The organism is Kosakonia sp. HypNH10 (assembly GCF_029850615.1).
GTDB classification, from domain to species: domain Bacteria; phylum Pseudomonadota; class Gammaproteobacteria; order Enterobacterales; family Enterobacteriaceae; genus Kosakonia; species Kosakonia cowanii.
The window spans coordinates 434,514-449,888 of sequence record NZ_JAOTIU010000004.1 but is presented as its reverse complement, the minus strand read 5'-3'; the positions used below and the strand labels follow the sequence as shown (position 1 = coordinate 449,888).

The window sequence follows — 15,375 nt, the reverse complement described above, 5'->3', positions numbered from 1 at the left end:
AAAGGTGACGGGATGATCTCTCGCATAACAAGTTGGTTGGCGCTTACGCTGTTGATGCTCTGTTTCCAGGTTAACGCCGCGAGTTTAGCGGATATTCAGGTATCGAATGGCGAGAACCAGGCACGTATCACCTTCAGTTTTATGGGCGATCCTGACTATGCGTTTAGCCAGCAGGGCAAGCGCAGCGTGGCGCTCGATATTAAGCAGACCGGCATTATCCAGGGGCTGCCGCTGCAATTTAGCGGTAGTAACCTGGTAAAGAGCATCCGTGCCGGGACGGCGAAAGATAACCAGTCGATCCGCCTGGTGGTCGACCTGACGCAAAACGGCAAAACCCGCGCGGTAAAACAGCAGAGCGGGGCAGGATATACGGTGGTCTTCACCATCGATGCCGATGCGCCACCTCCGCCTCCGCCGCCGCCCGTGGTGGTGAAGCGCGCCGAGACCCCGGTTATGAGGCCGCAACCGACTGCGCCTGCGCGCAATCCGTTTAAACCGGACAACGATCGCATCACCAGCGTGGTAAGCAGTAATACCACCACCCGGCCCGCCGCACAGACGCGCGCGGCCTCGGGCGATAAAGTGATTATTGCCATTGATGCCGGTCACGGCGGTCAGGATCCCGGCGCAATTGGCGCTGGCGGCACGCAGGAGAAGAGCGTGACGATTGCCATTGCCCGTAAGCTTCGCGCTTTGCTGAATGCCGACCCAATGTTTAAACCGGTGATGACCCGCGACGGCGACTACTTTATTTCAGTGATGGGCCGTTCCGACGTGGCGCGTAAACAGAACGCCAACTTCCTGGTTTCGATTCATGCGGATGCCGCGCCGAACCGCGACGCGACGGGCGCCTCGGTGTGGGTGCTCTCTAACCGCCGTGCCAACAGCGAAATGGCAAGCTGGCTTGAGCAGCACGAGAAGCAGTCGGAACTGCTGGGCGGCGCGGGCGATGTGCTGGCTAACAGCCAGTCCGACCCTTATCTCAGCCAGGCGGTGCTCGATCTGCAGTTCGGCCACTCCCAGCGCGTCGGCTATGATGTCGCCACCAATATGCTGAGCCAGCTTCAACGCGTGGGCGCGCTGCATAAACGCCGCCCGGAGCATGCGAGCCTTGGCGTGCTGCGCTCGCCGGATATCCCCTCTGTGCTGGTGGAAACCGGGTTTATCAGTAATCGCAGCGAAGAGCGCCTGCTTGCCAGCGACGATTACCAACAGCAAATCGCGGCGGCCATTTATGGCGGCCTGCGTAACTACTTCCTTGCGCATCCTCTGCAATCAGCCCCGCAGGGCGGTGCGCAAATGGCGAATGCGGGCGCGCCCGCAGATGGTCTGCTTAACTAAGGATTCTTTTCATGCCGATACAGGTTCTACCGCCACAGCTTGCGAACCAGATCGCCGCAGGCGAAGTGGTTGAGCGCCCTGCGTCGGTAGTGAAAGAGCTGGTGGAGAACAGCCTGGATGCCGGTGCGACGCGCATCGATATCGATATTGAGCGCGGCGGCGCCAAGCTTATCCGCATTCGCGATAACGGCTGCGGGATCAAAAAAGAGGAGCTGGCGCTGGCGTTAGCGCGTCATGCCACCAGCAAGATTGCCTCTCTCGATGATTTAGAAGCGATCATCAGCCTTGGCTTTCGCGGCGAAGCGCTGGCCAGTATCAGTTCGGTTTCGCGCTTAACGCTCACCTCGCGCACCGCTGAGCAGCAGGAAGCGTGGCAGGCCTACGCCGAAGGGCGCGAGATGGCGGTCACGGTAAAACCGGCCGCCCACCCGGTTGGCACCACGCTTGAAGTGCTGGATCTCTTCTATAACACCCCGGCGCGGCGCAAGTTTATGCGCACGGAAAAGACCGAGTTCAACCATATTGATGAGGTGATCCGCCGCATCGCACTGGCGCGCTTCGATGTCACCATCAACCTTAACCATAACGGCAAGATGGTGCGCCAGTACCGCGCGGTGGCGCAGGGCGGGCAGAAGGAGCGTCGTCTGGGTGCTATTTGCGGGATGCCTTTTCTTGAAAAGGCGCTGGCGATTGAGTGGCAGCACGGCGATTTAGCCCTGCGCGGCTGGGTCGCCGATCCGAAGAGTAACACCGCTGCGTTTACCGATATTCAATATTGCTATGTGAACGGGCGCATGATGCGCGACCGGTTGATTAACCACGCTATTCGCCAGGCCTGCGAAGATAAGCTCGGGGCCGATCAGCAACCCGCTTTTGTGCTCTATCTGGAGATCGACCCGCATCAGGTGGATGTGAACGTCCATCCGGCCAAGCATGAAGTGCGCTTTCACCAGTCGCGGCTGGTGCATGACTTTATCTACCAGGGCGTGCTGAGCGTGTTGCAGCAACAGCTTGACGCGACGCTGCCGCTCTCGGACGAACCCGCGCCGCGCGCGCTGCCGGAAAACCGCGTGGCCGCCGGGCGCAATCAGTTTGCCGAACCGCGCGCCGCGCGCGAACCCGAGGCAGGATCGTATTCGCCCTCTTCCGGCGGCGGATCCTCCTCCGGTGCATCTTCCCGTTCGCCTGCGAGCAGCGATCGCGGCTGGCCGAATGCGCAGCCGGGTTATCAGAAACAGCAGGGCGCGCTCTACCAGAAGCTGCTGGAAACGCCGGTGGTTGAGCCGAAAGCGGAGAAGCGAGCACCCGCTGCAACGCCAGCGCTGGACGGGCATAGCCAGAGTTTTGGCCGCGTGCTGACGCTGATTGCGCCGCACTACGCGCTGCTTGAGCGCGACGGCAAGCTGGTGCTGCTGGCATTGCCGGTGGCCGAGCGTTGGCTGCGTCATGCGCAGCTCTCGCCTGATAATGCGCCGGGCTGCGGGCAGCCGCTATTGATTCCGGTACGCCTGAAAATCTCTTCCGAGGAGAGCGCAGCGCTTAAGCGCGCGCAGCCCGTGCTGACGCAAATGGGCATTGAATTTGTGCCGGATGGCCATCACGTGACCATTCGCGCGGTGCCTTTACCCTTGCGCCAACAAAATTTACAAAACTTGATTCCTGAACTGTTAGGCTACCTGGCGCAGCAGACAAGCATTGACGCGGTGAATATCTCCCACTGGCTGGCGCGCCGTCTGGCGACTGAACATGCGCAGTGGAGTATCGCTCAGGCGATCACCTTATTAGCCGACGTTGAACGGCTTTGTCCGCATCTGGTAAAGACCCCGCCGGATGGTTTATTACAACCTGTTGATTTACAAAAGGCGATGAACGCCCTGAACGATGAGTGAAGTGAGTAAGGCAAGCCTGCCGAAGGCAATTTTTTTGATGGGCCCAACGGCCTCCGGTAAAACGGCGCTCGCAATCGCGTTACGTAAAGTTTTGCCAGTTGAGTTGATAAGCGTTGATTCAGCCCTTATCTATCAAGGCATGGATATCGGTACAGCTAAACCGAACGCGGAAGAGCTTCGCGCTGCGCCGCACCGGTTGCTTGATATCCGGGATCCGGCGCAGGCCTACTCGGCAGCTGATTTCCGCCGCGATGCGCTGGCCGAAATGAAAGCGATCACCGATGCAGGCCGTATTCCTCTGCTGGTGGGCGGCACGATGCTCTACTTTAAGGCGCTGCTGGAAGGATTATCCCCCTTGCCATCAGCCGATCCGAAGGTACGAGCCGAGATTGAACAGCAGGCTGCAGAGCGTGGATGGGATGCGTTACATGCGCAGTTACAGATAATCGATCCTGTCGCTGCAGCACGAATCCATCCGAATGATCCGCAAAGGCTTTCCCGGGCACTGGAAGTTTTTTTCATTTCGGGTAAAACTTTAACAGATCTGACGCAAACGTCAGGAGACGCTCTGCCTTACCAGGTGCATCAGTTCGCCATCGCCCCGGCGAGCCGTGAACTGCTCCATCAGCGAATCGAGCAGCGTTTTCACCAGATGTTAGCTTCAGGTTTTGAAGCAGAAGTGCGGGCGCTATTTGCTCGCGGAGATTTGCATACGGATATGCCTTCCGTTCGTTGTGTGGGATACCGCCAGATGTGGTCCTATCTTGAAGGCGAGATTTCATACGATGAAATGGTTTATCGAGGTATTTGCGCGACGAGGCAGTTAGCCAAGCGACAGATGACCTGGCTACGCGGATGGAGTGAGGTTCACTGGTTAGAGAGTGAAAAGCCAGAAAAGTCTTACCATGACGTGTTACAGGTAGTTAGTGCTATCGCAGGGTGAATGTGTACAATTACCGCGTATCGTGCGCAAATTTTTACGCAGTTTTCAGAGCTTCCGGGTTCTAAGTACAAAACAAGCATATAAGGAAAAGATAGAATGGCTAAGGGGCAATCTTTACAAGATCCGTTCCTGAACGCACTGCGTCGGGAACGTGTTCCAGTTTCAATTTATTTGGTGAATGGTATCAAACTGCAAGGACAGATTGAGTCTTTCGATCAGTTCGTAATTTTGCTGAAGAATACAGTTAGCCAGATGGTTTATAAGCACGCGATTTCAACTGTTGTTCCGTCCCGCCCGGTTTCACATCACAGCAACAATGCGGGTGGCGGCTCCAACAACAACTACCATCATGGTAGCAACGCGCAAGGCTCTGCACAGCAGGACAGCGAAGAAACCGAGTAAGGTTGAAGGCTGATTTCCAGATCGGGGAGCCAGTTTAGCTGTGTTCCCCGCTGGTATTTAATGAGGGTTTACGCTTGTTTGACCGTTATGACGCCGGTGAGCAGGCGGTGCTGGTACACATCTATTTTTCGCAAGACAAAGATATGGAAGATCTCCAGGAGTTTGAAGCTCTGGTCTCTTCCGCCGGTGTCGAAGCAATGCAGGTGATTACCGGTAGCCGTAAAGCACCGCACCCCAAATATTTCGTTGGTGAAGGTAAAGCAGTCGAGATTGCAGAAGCCGTAAAAGCAACGGGTGCGTCCGTCGTACTCTTTGATCATGCGCTATCCCCTGCCCAGGAACGTAACCTGGAGCGACTGTGCGAATGTCGCGTTATCGATCGCACCGGCCTGATTTTGGATATTTTTGCCCAGCGTGCACGAACGCACGAGGGGAAATTGCAGGTAGAACTGGCGCAGTTGCGCCATCTGGCTACGCGCCTTGTGCGTGGCTGGACCCACCTTGAAAGACAGAAGGGCGGGATTGGTTTGCGTGGTCCGGGTGAAACCCAGCTCGAAACCGACCGTCGTTTGTTACGTAATCGCATTACTCAAATCCTCTCGCGCCTGGAAAAGGTTGAGAAACAGCGTGAACAGGGGCGTCGTTCCCGTACTAAGGCGGATATTCCTACGGTTTCACTGGTGGGTTATACCAACGCCGGTAAATCGACGCTGTTTAACCAGATAACCGAAGCGCAGGTCTACGCAGCAGACCAGCTGTTCGCCACGCTGGATCCGACGTTGCGCCGCATTGACGTTGCCGATGTCGGTGAAACCGTACTGGCCGATACCGTCGGCTTTATTCGTCACCTGCCGCACGATCTGGTTGCCGCGTTTAAAGCAACGCTGCAGGAGACGCGCCAGGCGACGCTGCTGCTGCACGTGATTGACGGCGCTGATGTGCGCGTGCAGGAAAATATCGACGCGGTGAACACGGTGCTCGAAGAGATCGACGCACACGAAATCCCGACGCTGCTGGTGATGAACAAGATCGATATGCTGGAGGATTTTGAACCGCGTATCGACAGAGATGAAGAGAACAAACCGACCCGCGTCTGGCTCTCCGCCCAGACGGGGGCTGGCGTACCACTGTTATTCCAGGCTTTGACAGAACGTCTTGCCGGCGAAGTTGCGCAGCACACGCTGCGACTGCCAGCGGAAGAGGGGCGTTTAAGAAGCCGGTTTTATCAGCTTCAGGCAATAGAAAAAGAGTGGACGGAAGAGGATGGCAGCGTAGGTATGCAGATACGGATGCCCATCGTTGACTGGCGTCGACTCTGTAAACAAGAACCGGCGCTCGAAGAGTACATCGTTTGATCGGCAAAGCCTGAAGATTTTTCCCCTTTGGGGGTGCCCGCCCGCGCGGGCATACACCGCAAAATAAATATGGAGCACATACATGGCGTGGAATCAGCCCGGTAACAACGGACAAGACCGCGACCCGTGGGGAAGCAGCAAACCAGGCGGCAACTCTGAGGGAAATGGAAACAAAGGCGGTCGCGATCAGGGGCCACCTGATCTGGATGATATCTTCCGCAAGCTGAGCAAAAAGCTCGGCGGTCTGGGCGGTGGCAAAGGCACCGGCGGGAGTAATCCAGGCGCTTCTGGCCCTCGCAGTCCACTGGGCGGGCGCGTGTTCGGCATCGCTGCCGTTGCTGCCGTGGTGATCTGGGCTGCAACCGGCTTCTACACCATTAAAGAAGCGGAGCGCGGCGTGGTAACACGCTTTGGTAAATTCAGTCACCTGGTTGAACCGGGTCTGAACTGGAAGCCGACCTTTATCGACAACGTGACGGCGGTAAACGTCGAATCCGTTCGTGAACTGGCGGCCTCTGGCGTGATGCTCACCTCTGATGAAAACGTCGTGCGCGTTGAGATGAACGTGCAGTACCGTGTGACCGATCCTGAGCGCTATCTGTTTAGCGTTGCCAGCGCCGATGACAGTCTGCGCCAGGCGACCGACAGCGCCCTGCGCGGCGTAATCGGTAAATACACCATGGATCGTATTCTGACCGAAGGGCGTACCGTTATTCGTAGCGATACCCAGCGCGAGCTGGAAGAGACCATTCGTCCTTACAACATGGGTATTACCCTGCTGGACGTCAACTTCCAGGCCGCTCGTCCGCCGGAAGAGGTGAAAGCCGCGTTTGATGATGCGATTGCCGCCCGTGAGAACGAGCAGCAGTTCATTCGTGAAGCGGAAGCCTACACCAACGAAGTGCAGCCGCGTGCGAACGGCCAGGCGCAGCGTATCCTCGAAGAGGCGCGCGCGTACAAAACGCAGACCGTGCTGGAAGCGCAGGGTGAAGTGGCGCGTTTTGCCAAGATCCTGCCTGAGTATAAAGCCGCCCCGGAAATTACCCGCGAGCGTCTCTATATCGAAGCGATGGAGAAAGTGCTGAGCCACACCCGTAAAGTGCTGGTGAATGATAAAGGCGGCAACCTGATGGTGCTTCCGCTGGATCAGATGCTGAAAGGCGGTAACGCGCCGGCGGCGAAGAGCGACAGCAACGGCGCAAATAATCTGCTGCGTCTGCCGCCTGCCTCCAACTCCGGCAGCAGCGCCAACAGCAGTTCGACTTCCTCAGCGGGAGATATCATGGATCAACGCCGCGTCAACGCGCAGCGTAACGACTACCAGCGTCAGGGGGAATAACGATGCGTAAGTCAGTAATCGCGATCATCATCATCGTGCTGGTAGTGTTTTTCACCTCGATTTTCGTGGTGCGAGAAGGCGAGCGCGGAATTTCGCTGCGCTTCGGTAAAGTGCTGCGTGACGGCGACAACAAGCCGTTAGTCTTCGAACCGGGCCTGCACTTCAAACTGCCGTTTATTGAATCAGTCAAACTGCTCGATGCGCGTATCCAGACCATGGATAACCAGGCGGATCGCTTTGTGACCAAAGAGAAGAAAGACCTGATCGTCGACTCCTATATCAAGTGGCGCATCAGCGATTTCAGCCGTTACTACCTGGCTACCGGCGGCGGTGACGTCTCCCAGGCAGAAGTGCTGCTGAAACGTAAGTTCTCTGACCGTCTGCGTTCTGAGATTGGTCGCCTGGATGTTAAAGATATCGTCACCGACTCCCGCGGCCGTTTGACCTCGGAAGTGCGCGACGCGCTGAACTCCGGCTCTGCGGGCACTGAAGATGAAGTGGTCACGCCAGCGGCGGATGACGCTATCGCGAAAGCAGCGGAACGCGTTCAGGCTGAAACGAACGGCAAAGTGCCGGTCATCAACCCGAACAGTATGGCGGCGCTGGGCATTGAAGTGGTCGATGTGCGCATTAAGCAGATCAACCTGCCGACTGAAGTGTCGGATGCGATCTACAACCGTATGCGCGCCGAGCGTGAAGCGGTTGCACGTCGCCATCGTTCACAGGGCCAGGAAGAGGCGGAAAAACTGCGTGCTACTGCGGACTATGAAGTGACGAAAACGCTGGCAGAAGCCGAGCGTCAGGGTCGCATCATGCGTGGTGAAGGCGATGCCGAAGCGGCGAAACTGTTTGCTGATGCCTTCAGCCAGGATCCGGACTTCTACGCCTTTATCCGTAGCCTGCGTGCGTACGAAAACAGCTTCGACAGCAACCAGGATGTGATGGTGCTGAGCCCGGATAGCGATTTCTTCCGTTATATGAAGACGCCGGCGTCCACCGCGCGCTAATATCGCGTCAACGGTTTTGATAATGAAAACCACCGCCTCAGGCGGTGGTTTTTCTTTTGTAAGGATGACCCATGAACGCAACAATCTGGCTCGCGCTGGCGTTAGTTTTGGTGCTTGAAGGGCTTGGCCCGATGCTCTATCCGCGTGCCTGGCGGCGAATGATCGCCTCATTGAGCCAGCTTCCGGATAATATTTTGCGCCGTTTTGGCGGCGGACTTGTGGTCGCAGGCATCGTTGTCTACTACATGTTGAGGAAAACGATTGGCTGAGGCAATAATCGGCTAACTCGCGGGAATTTTGCACGGAAAAAGTGCTGATTCTCTAAAAAAGCGGTGGTAGAATCCATTTTTAAGCAAACGGTGATTTTGAAAAAATGGGTAACAACGTCGTCGTACTGGGCACCCAATGGGGTGACGAAGGTAAAGGGAAGATTGTCGATCTTCTGACTGAACGGGCTAAATATGTTGTGCGCTACCAGGGCGGTCACAACGCAGGCCATACTCTCGTAATCAACGGTGAAAAAACCGTCCTCCATCTTATTCCATCAGGCATTCTTCGCGAAAACGTCACCAGCATCATCGGTAACGGTGTTGTGCTGTCGCCTGCTGCGCTGATGAAAGAGATGAAAGAACTGGAAGACCGTGGTATCCCGGTTCGCGAACGTCTGCTGCTCTCTGAAGCCTGCCCGTTAATCCTTGATTATCACGTTGCGCTGGACGTTGCTCGCGAGAAAGCGCGCGGTGCGAAAGCGATCGGCACTACCGGTCGTGGTATCGGCCCGGCGTATGAAGATAAAGTTGCCCGTCGCGGTCTGCGCGTTGGCGACCTGTTCGATAAAGCGACCTTCGCCGATAAACTGAAAGAAGTGATGGAATATCACAACTTCCAGCTGGTGAACTACTACAAAGTTGAAGCGGTTGACTACCAGAAAGTGCTGGACGATGTGATGGCAATTGCCGACATCCTGACCGCCATGGTTGTTGACGTTTCCGACTTGCTGGATCAAGCGCGTAAGCGCGGCGACTTCGTGATGTTCGAAGGCGCGCAGGGTACGCTGCTGGATATCGACCACGGTACCTATCCGTACGTCACCTCCTCTAACACCACCGCAGGCGGTGTTGCCACCGGTTCCGGCCTTGGCCCGCGCTACGTTGATTACGTGCTGGGCATCATCAAAGCCTACTCCACCCGCGTGGGTGCAGGTCCGTTCCCGACCGAACTGTTTGATGAAACCGGCGAGTTCCTCTGCAAGCAGGGTAACGAATTTGGCGCGACCACCGGTCGTCGTCGTCGTACCGGCTGGCTGGACGCCGTTGCCGTGCGCCGTGCCGTACAGATCAACTCCCTCTCTGGTTTCTGCCTGACCAAGCTGGACGTGCTGGATGGCCTGAAAGAGGTGAAAATCTGCGTCGCTTACCGCATGCCGGATGGCCGCGAAGTGGACACCACGCCGCTGGCAGCCGACAACTGGGAAGGTATCGAGCCGATCTACGAAACCATGCCGGGCTGGTCTGAAACCACCTTTGGTGTGAAAGAGCGCAGCGGTCTGCCGCAGGCAGCGCTCAATTACATCAAACGTATTGAAGAACTTACTGGTGTACCGATCGATATCATCTCTACTGGTCCGGATCGCACTGAGACCATGATTCTGCGCGACCCGTTCGACGCATAATCCTGCTAAAGGGCGCGAAATCCGCGCCCTTTCTCCTCGCTTTTTTTACCTTTCTGTTCAAATAAATTAGCGACCTGACTGGTGGCTGGTTTATCATCAATAAAGTCAATACCTGCGGGTATCTCGCTTTTTTTCCTGTTATTGAGGTTGGTGTGCAGTTAACAAGCTTTACCGATTACGGTTTACGCGCTTTGATTTACATGGCGGCATTGCCGGAAGGGCAGATGACCAACATTTCTGCAGTGACAGAAACGTATGGTGTCTCCCGTAATCATATGGTTAAGATAATCAATCAGCTAAGTCGTGAAGGCTATGTCGCGGCGGTGCGTGGAAAAAATGGCGGTATCCGCCTGGGTAAGCCAGCGCGAGATATTCGTATCAGTGATGTTGTGCGCTCCCTTGAACCGCTGACCCTGGTGAACTGCCACAGCGATTTTTGCCACATCACCAACGCTTGCCGACTGAAAGTCGCCCTCTCAAAAGCCGTGCAGAGTTTCCTGAAGGAACTTGATAACTACACGCTTGCCGATTTGGTTGAAGAGAATCAACCGCTTTACAAATTATTGCTGGTGGAATGACGAAACGCTCCGCCAGAGCTGACAACGGAGGAACCGCTATGTCACAAGATCCTTTCCTCGAACGCGAAACTGAAAAATACTCTAATCCTATTCCCAGCCGCGAATTTATCCTCGACCATCTCTCCAAACGCGAAAAGCCTGCCAGCCGCGATGAACTGGCTGTTGAGCTCAATATCGAAGGCGAAGAACAACATGAAGCCCTGCGCCGCCGTCTGCGCGCCATGGAGCGCGACGGGCAGCTTGTCTTCACCCGCCGCCAGTGCTACGCCTTACCGGAACGTCTCGACCTGCTGAAAGGCATTGTTATCGGCCACCGCGACGGCTACGGCTTCCTGCGCGTTGAAGGCCGCAAAGACGATCTCTATCTCTCCAGCGAGCAGATGAAAACCTGCATTCACGGCGATCAGGTGCTGGCACAGCCGCTGGGCGCGGACCGCAAAGGGCGCCGCGAAGCGCGCATTGTCCGCGTTCTGGTGCCGAAAACCGGGCAGATTGTCGGCCGCTACTTCACCGACGCAGGCGTCGGCTTTGTAGTGCCGGACGACAGCCGTCTGAGCTTCGATATCCTTATCCCGCCTGAAGAGATTATGGGCGCGCGCATGGGCTTTGTGGTGGTGGTCGAACTGACCCAGCGCCCGACTCGCCGCACCAAAGCGGTAGGTAAAATTGTTGAAGTGCTGGGCGACAACATGGGCACCGGCATGGCCGTCGATATGGCGCTGCGCACCCATGAAATTCCCTACCAGTGGCCGCCAGAAGTTGAAAAACAGATTGCTGACCTGAAAGAACAGGTGCCGGAAGAGGCCAAAGTGGGTCGCGTCGATCTGCGCAATCTGCCACTGGTCACTATTGATGGCGAAGACGCCCGCGACTTTGATGACGCCGTTTACTGTGAGAAGAAACGCGGCGGCGGCTGGCGCTTATGGGTTGCCATCGCCGATGTCAGCTACTACGTGCGCCACGGTACGCCGCTGGATAACGAAGCGCGTAATCGCGGCACCTCGGTCTACTTCCCGTCGCAGGTCGTTCCAATGCTGCCGGAAGTGCTCTCCAACGGCCTCTGCTCCCTGAACCCGCAGGTGGACCGCCTCTGTATGGTGTGCGAGATGACCATCTCCGCCAAAGGGCGTCTGACCGGGTATAAGTTCTACGAAGCGGTAATGAGCTCCCACGCGCGTCTGACCTACACCAAGGTGTGGCATATGCTGCAGGGCGACGGCGAGCTGCGCGAGCAATACGCGCCGCTGGTGAAACACATTGAAGAGCTGCATACCCTCTATAAAACCCTTGAGCAGGCGCGCGCCGAGCGCGGCGGCATCTCCTTTGAGAGCGAAGAGGCGAAGTTTATTTTCAACGCCGAACGCCGCATTGAGCGCATTGAACAGACGCAGCGTAACGACGCGCACAAGCTGATTGAAGAGTGCATGATCCTCGCCAATATCTCTGCGGCACGCTTCGTTGAGAAGGCAGAAGAGCCAGCGCTGTTCCGTATTCACGATAAACCGACCAACGACGCTATTACCTCGTTCCGTACCGTGCTCGCCGAGCTGGGTCTGGAGCTGCCGGGCGGTAACAAGCCTGAGCCGCGCGATTATGCCGCGCTGCTGGAATCGATCGCCGATCGTCCCGATCACGAGATGCTGCAAACCATGCTGCTGCGCTCGATGAAACAGGCGATCTACGATCCGGAAAACCGCGGCCACTTTGGTCTCGCGCTGCAATCCTATGCGCACTTTACCTCGCCGATTCGCCGCTACCCGGATCTTTCGCTGCACCGCGCGATTAAGTATCTGCTGGCGAAAGAGAACGGCGAGAAGGGCAACAGCACCGCGACGGGCGGCTGGCACTACAGCATGGAAGAGATCCTCCAGCTGGGTCAGCACTGTTCGATGGCCGAGCGCCGCGCCGATGAAGCGACCCGTGATGTTGCGGACTGGCTGAAGTGCGACTTTATGCAGGATCAGGTGGGTAACACCTTCTCCGGCGTGATCGCCAGCGTCACCGGTTTCGGCTTCTTTGTGCGTCTCGTGGATCTCTTTATCGACGGTCTGGTGCACGTCTCGTCGCTGGATAACGACTACTATCGCTTTGACCAGGTTGGTCAGCGCCTGATTGGCGAATCCGGCGGTCAGACCTATCGCCTCGGCGACCGGGTTGAAGTGAAGGTTGAAGCGGTCAATATGGACGAGCGCAAGATCGACTTCTCGCTCATCTCCAGCGAGCGCGCCCCGCGTAACCCGGGTAAAACCGATCGCGAGCGTAATAAGAAAGGCACCGCAGGGCGCAGCAACGCGAGCAAAAAACCGCCGCGTCGCCAGGCCAATAAAAAGGTGAATTTCGAGCCGGATAGCGAATTCCGCGGCGATAAAGCCAAGGGCAAGGCGAAAAAAGCGAAAAAGCCCTCTGAGAAAACGCAAAAAATAGCCGCCGCGACCAAAGCCAAACGCGCGTCGCGCAAGAAAAAAGCCGATTGATAATCAAAACCCCTTCTGCAAAGAGGGGGTTTTTCTTTATTGGGGCAGGGTGGTAAATCTCAGCGAAATAACGCGTCAGAGAAAAGCCGTTTCGGCGCTACCAATTTCCCTTAAGTCATATCCATTGAATTTCATACCGATGCCGTGCTCTGGATCGATTTCCGTCGAAAAGAGTAAACCGAACTCCCTATCTTCCTGCGACAGTAGATAGATTTTTATTAGCGTCAGATCGCTGAGCGCTGCGGAATAGATCCGCGCCGTATAGTTCTGTGCTTCGATAATCGCGGTATCAAAAATGGCGTGTTGCTGATGAATAAGAAAGGCGATTGTCTCCCTTATATTTTCATCCACCACATCGCACTCAAGGGCAGTGCATTGCACTTTCTGCGCGCCAAAAGCGGGCAGGGTTAAATCTGTCGTTATACCTTCATCATCTTCATAAAAATCGAACTCATCGCAGCCCATCTCTTCTCTCCTGAGCAGGTTGACACCGCGCTGCAAAGCCGCGTCAGAGCGCGCTATACAAGGGGTGGAAAGGGGGAAGGGTATCAAAACCAGAGGATATATCTTTAAAAAGATTGCGCGCTAACGTTTTCACGTCTAACTTGTCGGTGTTGTACAAGTTTCGTGGGGAAATCTGTACAACATACTGGGCTGACTGCAAAGGATAGCCACGTCACTTTTTTTAGCGAGTTTATGATGAATAACGCGACTTTTAAGACATTTGAGACTACAGACAGCAAGCTTCATGCCTTTGAGGCCGAAAAACAGATTATTGACGAGCTGACCTTTGCACTGAAATCAGTGAAAACCGTGGTAACCAATAAGGATCTGATTCTGGCCCTTATTAGCCGCCTCGAGACGGAATCCGATGTTGTCCAGAATGATATCCTGCGCAACGCGCTGGAGATGATTGTTCATCGCACCCAGGATGATATCTAAATAAATGGATTTAGCACGGCAGCCTCTGCGCAAGTGGAGGCTGCCGTTTTTTATTAATGGATCTTGTCGTCTGCGCCTGGCTTCCACTGTGCGAGGAAGTTCTTACGGCTCACCGGCACACGCGAACGTTCGTTCGACGTTTTGGCAATCATCGCCTGAATCTCATCAATAGCGCTGTCGCAGGCGGCAATACCTTCGCGGTTTACTGCCTGTTTGCGTTTGTCATTGAGTATTTCCAGCACGGCGCGAAAAGAGATTGCCTCATCGGTGTTCAGCAGCTGTTTAACCGCCTTCTCAATAAGCACGCCTGCCTTTTTTTCGGTATCAATGGTGCTCATGGTCTCCTCCTGTTAGGGGCTGCGAAGCGAGGCTCTCACTCTTTCAGTGCGCTCTGCTTTTTTTGCCACCCCTGCGTTGGTGAGCGTTCTCTGGAAAAGATCTCCAGCTGAGTCAAACCTGCCTCTTTTAATTAATAAAAAATCGCCCTGAACGAATAAAGATGCATATTTAAATCGCCTTATAAGAATTGTCGCTAAAAAAAGTTTTCTTATAAGCGGTGAAACACTTTGTATATTAAATAATAAGTCGCGATTTTGAATTAATCACTGTTTATTTAATTATAAAAGATATTTGTGCTCTCTTCTTTTTTTGAGAACTATCTGCTTTTTATTTTATTGCTGATAATAAAAAACAGAAAAAGTATGGTTTTAAATATTTTATTTTTCAGTGAGATAGGTGATGTCCTTGTCAGGCTGGCGTGTATCAGAAAACAGCTGATTTTGTTATTAGAAAGCATAACAGTTTGCGCTATTTTTATGATAACAGTTGGGCGTGAATTGAGATTTAGCTTAATCATTAAATCTGGAAAATAGGCCGTTCTGGTCGTTATTTTCCAGATTTGCAACATACCGTTACGCTTGTTTATTAATAGTCACATTGTCATAGACCATAAATACCCTGGTGGTGCCAGCGAGGCCGCTATATCCACCCTGACCGCCGCCAAGATGGCAGGCGAGTGCGGTAAAGGTCCAGGCATCTTCTGTCGAGGCGCTAATCTGGCGTGTGGTTAACGCTTCCAGACCATGCTGCTCGCCGAACGTGCGCACGCAGGCGGCATATTCGCCCAGCGGTTCGCGCACGGAAGGGTGATCCCAGCCCCATAGCCAGGAGCCCTCTTCGGTATCATAGGTGCCCACTACTTGAACCGGCGCGGTAATGACCCACCCCTTTTCATGATTGGTAAAGGTAATGGTCCCTGCATCGAGATCGACGCCCCACTCGGCGCTGTCGATCCCCCACATCTCCGTTGCCGCCTGCGTACGCTGCTGCATCTCATTATTGGCGCGGGCAATGGTCAGGTCGGGTTCGCGAAGCACTTCATCCTTCGCTTTATCATTACCGCCGCCAAACCACTTCTTAAAAAAATTGGCCAT

General features: G+C 55.1%; 15 protein-coding genes. 12 read left to right on the top strand and 3 right to left on the bottom strand.

Annotation, left to right across the window (positions count from 1 at the left end; translation table 11 throughout):
* The first annotated feature begins 12 nt into the window (after window positions 1–12).
* The 11 genes from amiB (at window position 13) to rnr (ending at window position 13,000) form a co-directional block, all read left to right on the top strand.
* Entirely contained in the window at window positions 13–1,341 is a 1,329-nt protein-coding gene (gene amiB, locus N7V53_RS14475) for an N-acetylmuramoyl-L-alanine amidase AmiB (RefSeq protein ID WP_279793775.1), read from the top strand.
* Window positions 1,342–1,352: 11 nt separating this feature from the next.
* The gene (mutL, locus tag N7V53_RS14470) at window positions 1,353–3,230 is read left to right on the top strand and encodes a DNA mismatch repair endonuclease MutL (RefSeq protein WP_279793774.1); all 1,878 of its coding nucleotides are present in this window, start codon (window positions 1,353–1,355) and stop codon (window positions 3,228–3,230) included.
* Window positions 3,223–4,173, top strand: coding sequence for a tRNA (adenosine(37)-N6)-dimethylallyltransferase MiaA (gene miaA, locus N7V53_RS14465; RefSeq protein ID WP_076769004.1), 951 nt, complete (start codon window positions 3,223–3,225; stop codon window positions 4,171–4,173). The genes mutL and miaA overlap by 8 nt, the downstream gene beginning before the upstream one ends.
* A 96-nt stretch (window positions 4,174–4,269) precedes the next feature.
* Entirely contained in the window at window positions 4,270–4,575 is a 306-nt protein-coding gene (gene hfq / locus N7V53_RS14460) for an RNA chaperone Hfq (protein ID WP_023478362.1), read from the top strand.
* A gap of 74 nt (window positions 4,576–4,649) precedes the next feature.
* The gene (hflX, locus tag N7V53_RS14455; protein WP_023478522.1) at window positions 4,650–5,930 is read left to right on the top strand and encodes a ribosome rescue GTPase HflX; all 1,281 of its coding nucleotides are present in this window, start codon (window positions 4,650–4,652) and stop codon (window positions 5,928–5,930) included.
* 82 nt (window positions 5,931–6,012) lie between these two features.
* Window positions 6,013–7,269: an FtsH protease activity modulator HflK gene (gene hflK / locus N7V53_RS14450; protein WP_279793773.1), complete on the top strand. Its 1,257-nt coding sequence runs from the start codon at window positions 6,013–6,015 to the stop codon at window positions 7,267–7,269.
* Window positions 7,270–7,271: 2 nt separating this feature from the next.
* Entirely contained in the window at window positions 7,272–8,276 is a 1,005-nt protein-coding gene (gene hflC, locus N7V53_RS14445; protein ID WP_124970424.1) for a protease modulator HflC, read from the top strand.
* A gap of 71 nt (window positions 8,277–8,347) precedes the next feature.
* On the top strand, window positions 8,348–8,545 hold the full coding sequence (locus N7V53_RS14440; RefSeq protein WP_023478406.1) for a DUF2065 domain-containing protein: 198 nt from the start codon (window positions 8,348–8,350) through the stop codon (window positions 8,543–8,545).
* 104 nt (window positions 8,546–8,649) lie between these two features.
* Window positions 8,650–9,948: an adenylosuccinate synthase gene (purA, locus tag N7V53_RS14435; RefSeq protein ID WP_023478343.1), complete on the top strand. Its 1,299-nt coding sequence runs from the start codon at window positions 8,650–8,652 to the stop codon at window positions 9,946–9,948.
* Between the two features lie 152 nt (window positions 9,949–10,100).
* A complete protein-coding gene (nsrR, locus tag N7V53_RS14430; RefSeq protein ID WP_023478375.1) occupies window positions 10,101–10,526 on the top strand; it encodes a nitric oxide-sensing transcriptional repressor NsrR in 426 nt (141 codons plus the stop codon).
* A 38-nt stretch (window positions 10,527–10,564) separates the two neighbouring features.
* Window positions 10,565–13,000 (top strand): ribonuclease R, encoded by a 2,436-nt coding sequence (rnr, locus tag N7V53_RS14425; RefSeq protein WP_124970421.1) that lies wholly within the window; start codon window positions 10,565–10,567, stop codon window positions 12,998–13,000.
* Between the two features lie 75 nt (window positions 13,001–13,075).
* Here the strand turns inward: rnr and N7V53_RS14420 are convergent, their stop codons facing one another.
* Window positions 13,076–13,465, bottom strand: a complete 390-nt coding sequence (locus N7V53_RS14420) for a hypothetical protein (protein WP_279793772.1) — start codon at window positions 13,463–13,465, stop codon at window positions 13,076–13,078.
* 231 nt (window positions 13,466–13,696) lie between these two features.
* Between N7V53_RS14420 and N7V53_RS14415 the strand changes: the two genes are divergently transcribed.
* The gene (locus tag N7V53_RS14415; protein ID WP_094192953.1) at window positions 13,697–13,942 is read left to right on the top strand and encodes a biofilm development regulator YmgB/AriR family protein; all 246 of its coding nucleotides are present in this window, start codon (window positions 13,697–13,699) and stop codon (window positions 13,940–13,942) included.
* A gap of 53 nt (window positions 13,943–13,995) precedes the next feature.
* Here N7V53_RS14415 and N7V53_RS14410 read toward each other — a convergent pair whose 3' ends face one another.
* Window positions 13,996–14,280 (bottom strand): hypothetical protein, encoded by a 285-nt coding sequence (locus N7V53_RS14410; protein WP_023478429.1) that lies wholly within the window; start codon window positions 14,278–14,280, stop codon window positions 13,996–13,998.
* Window positions 14,281–14,853: 573 nt separating this feature from the next.
* Window positions 14,854–15,375 carry a DUF6882 domain-containing protein gene (locus N7V53_RS14405; protein ID WP_076769000.1) on the bottom strand — a complete coding sequence of 174 codons (522 nt, stop codon included), beginning with the start codon at window positions 15,373–15,375 and terminating at the stop codon, window positions 14,854–14,856.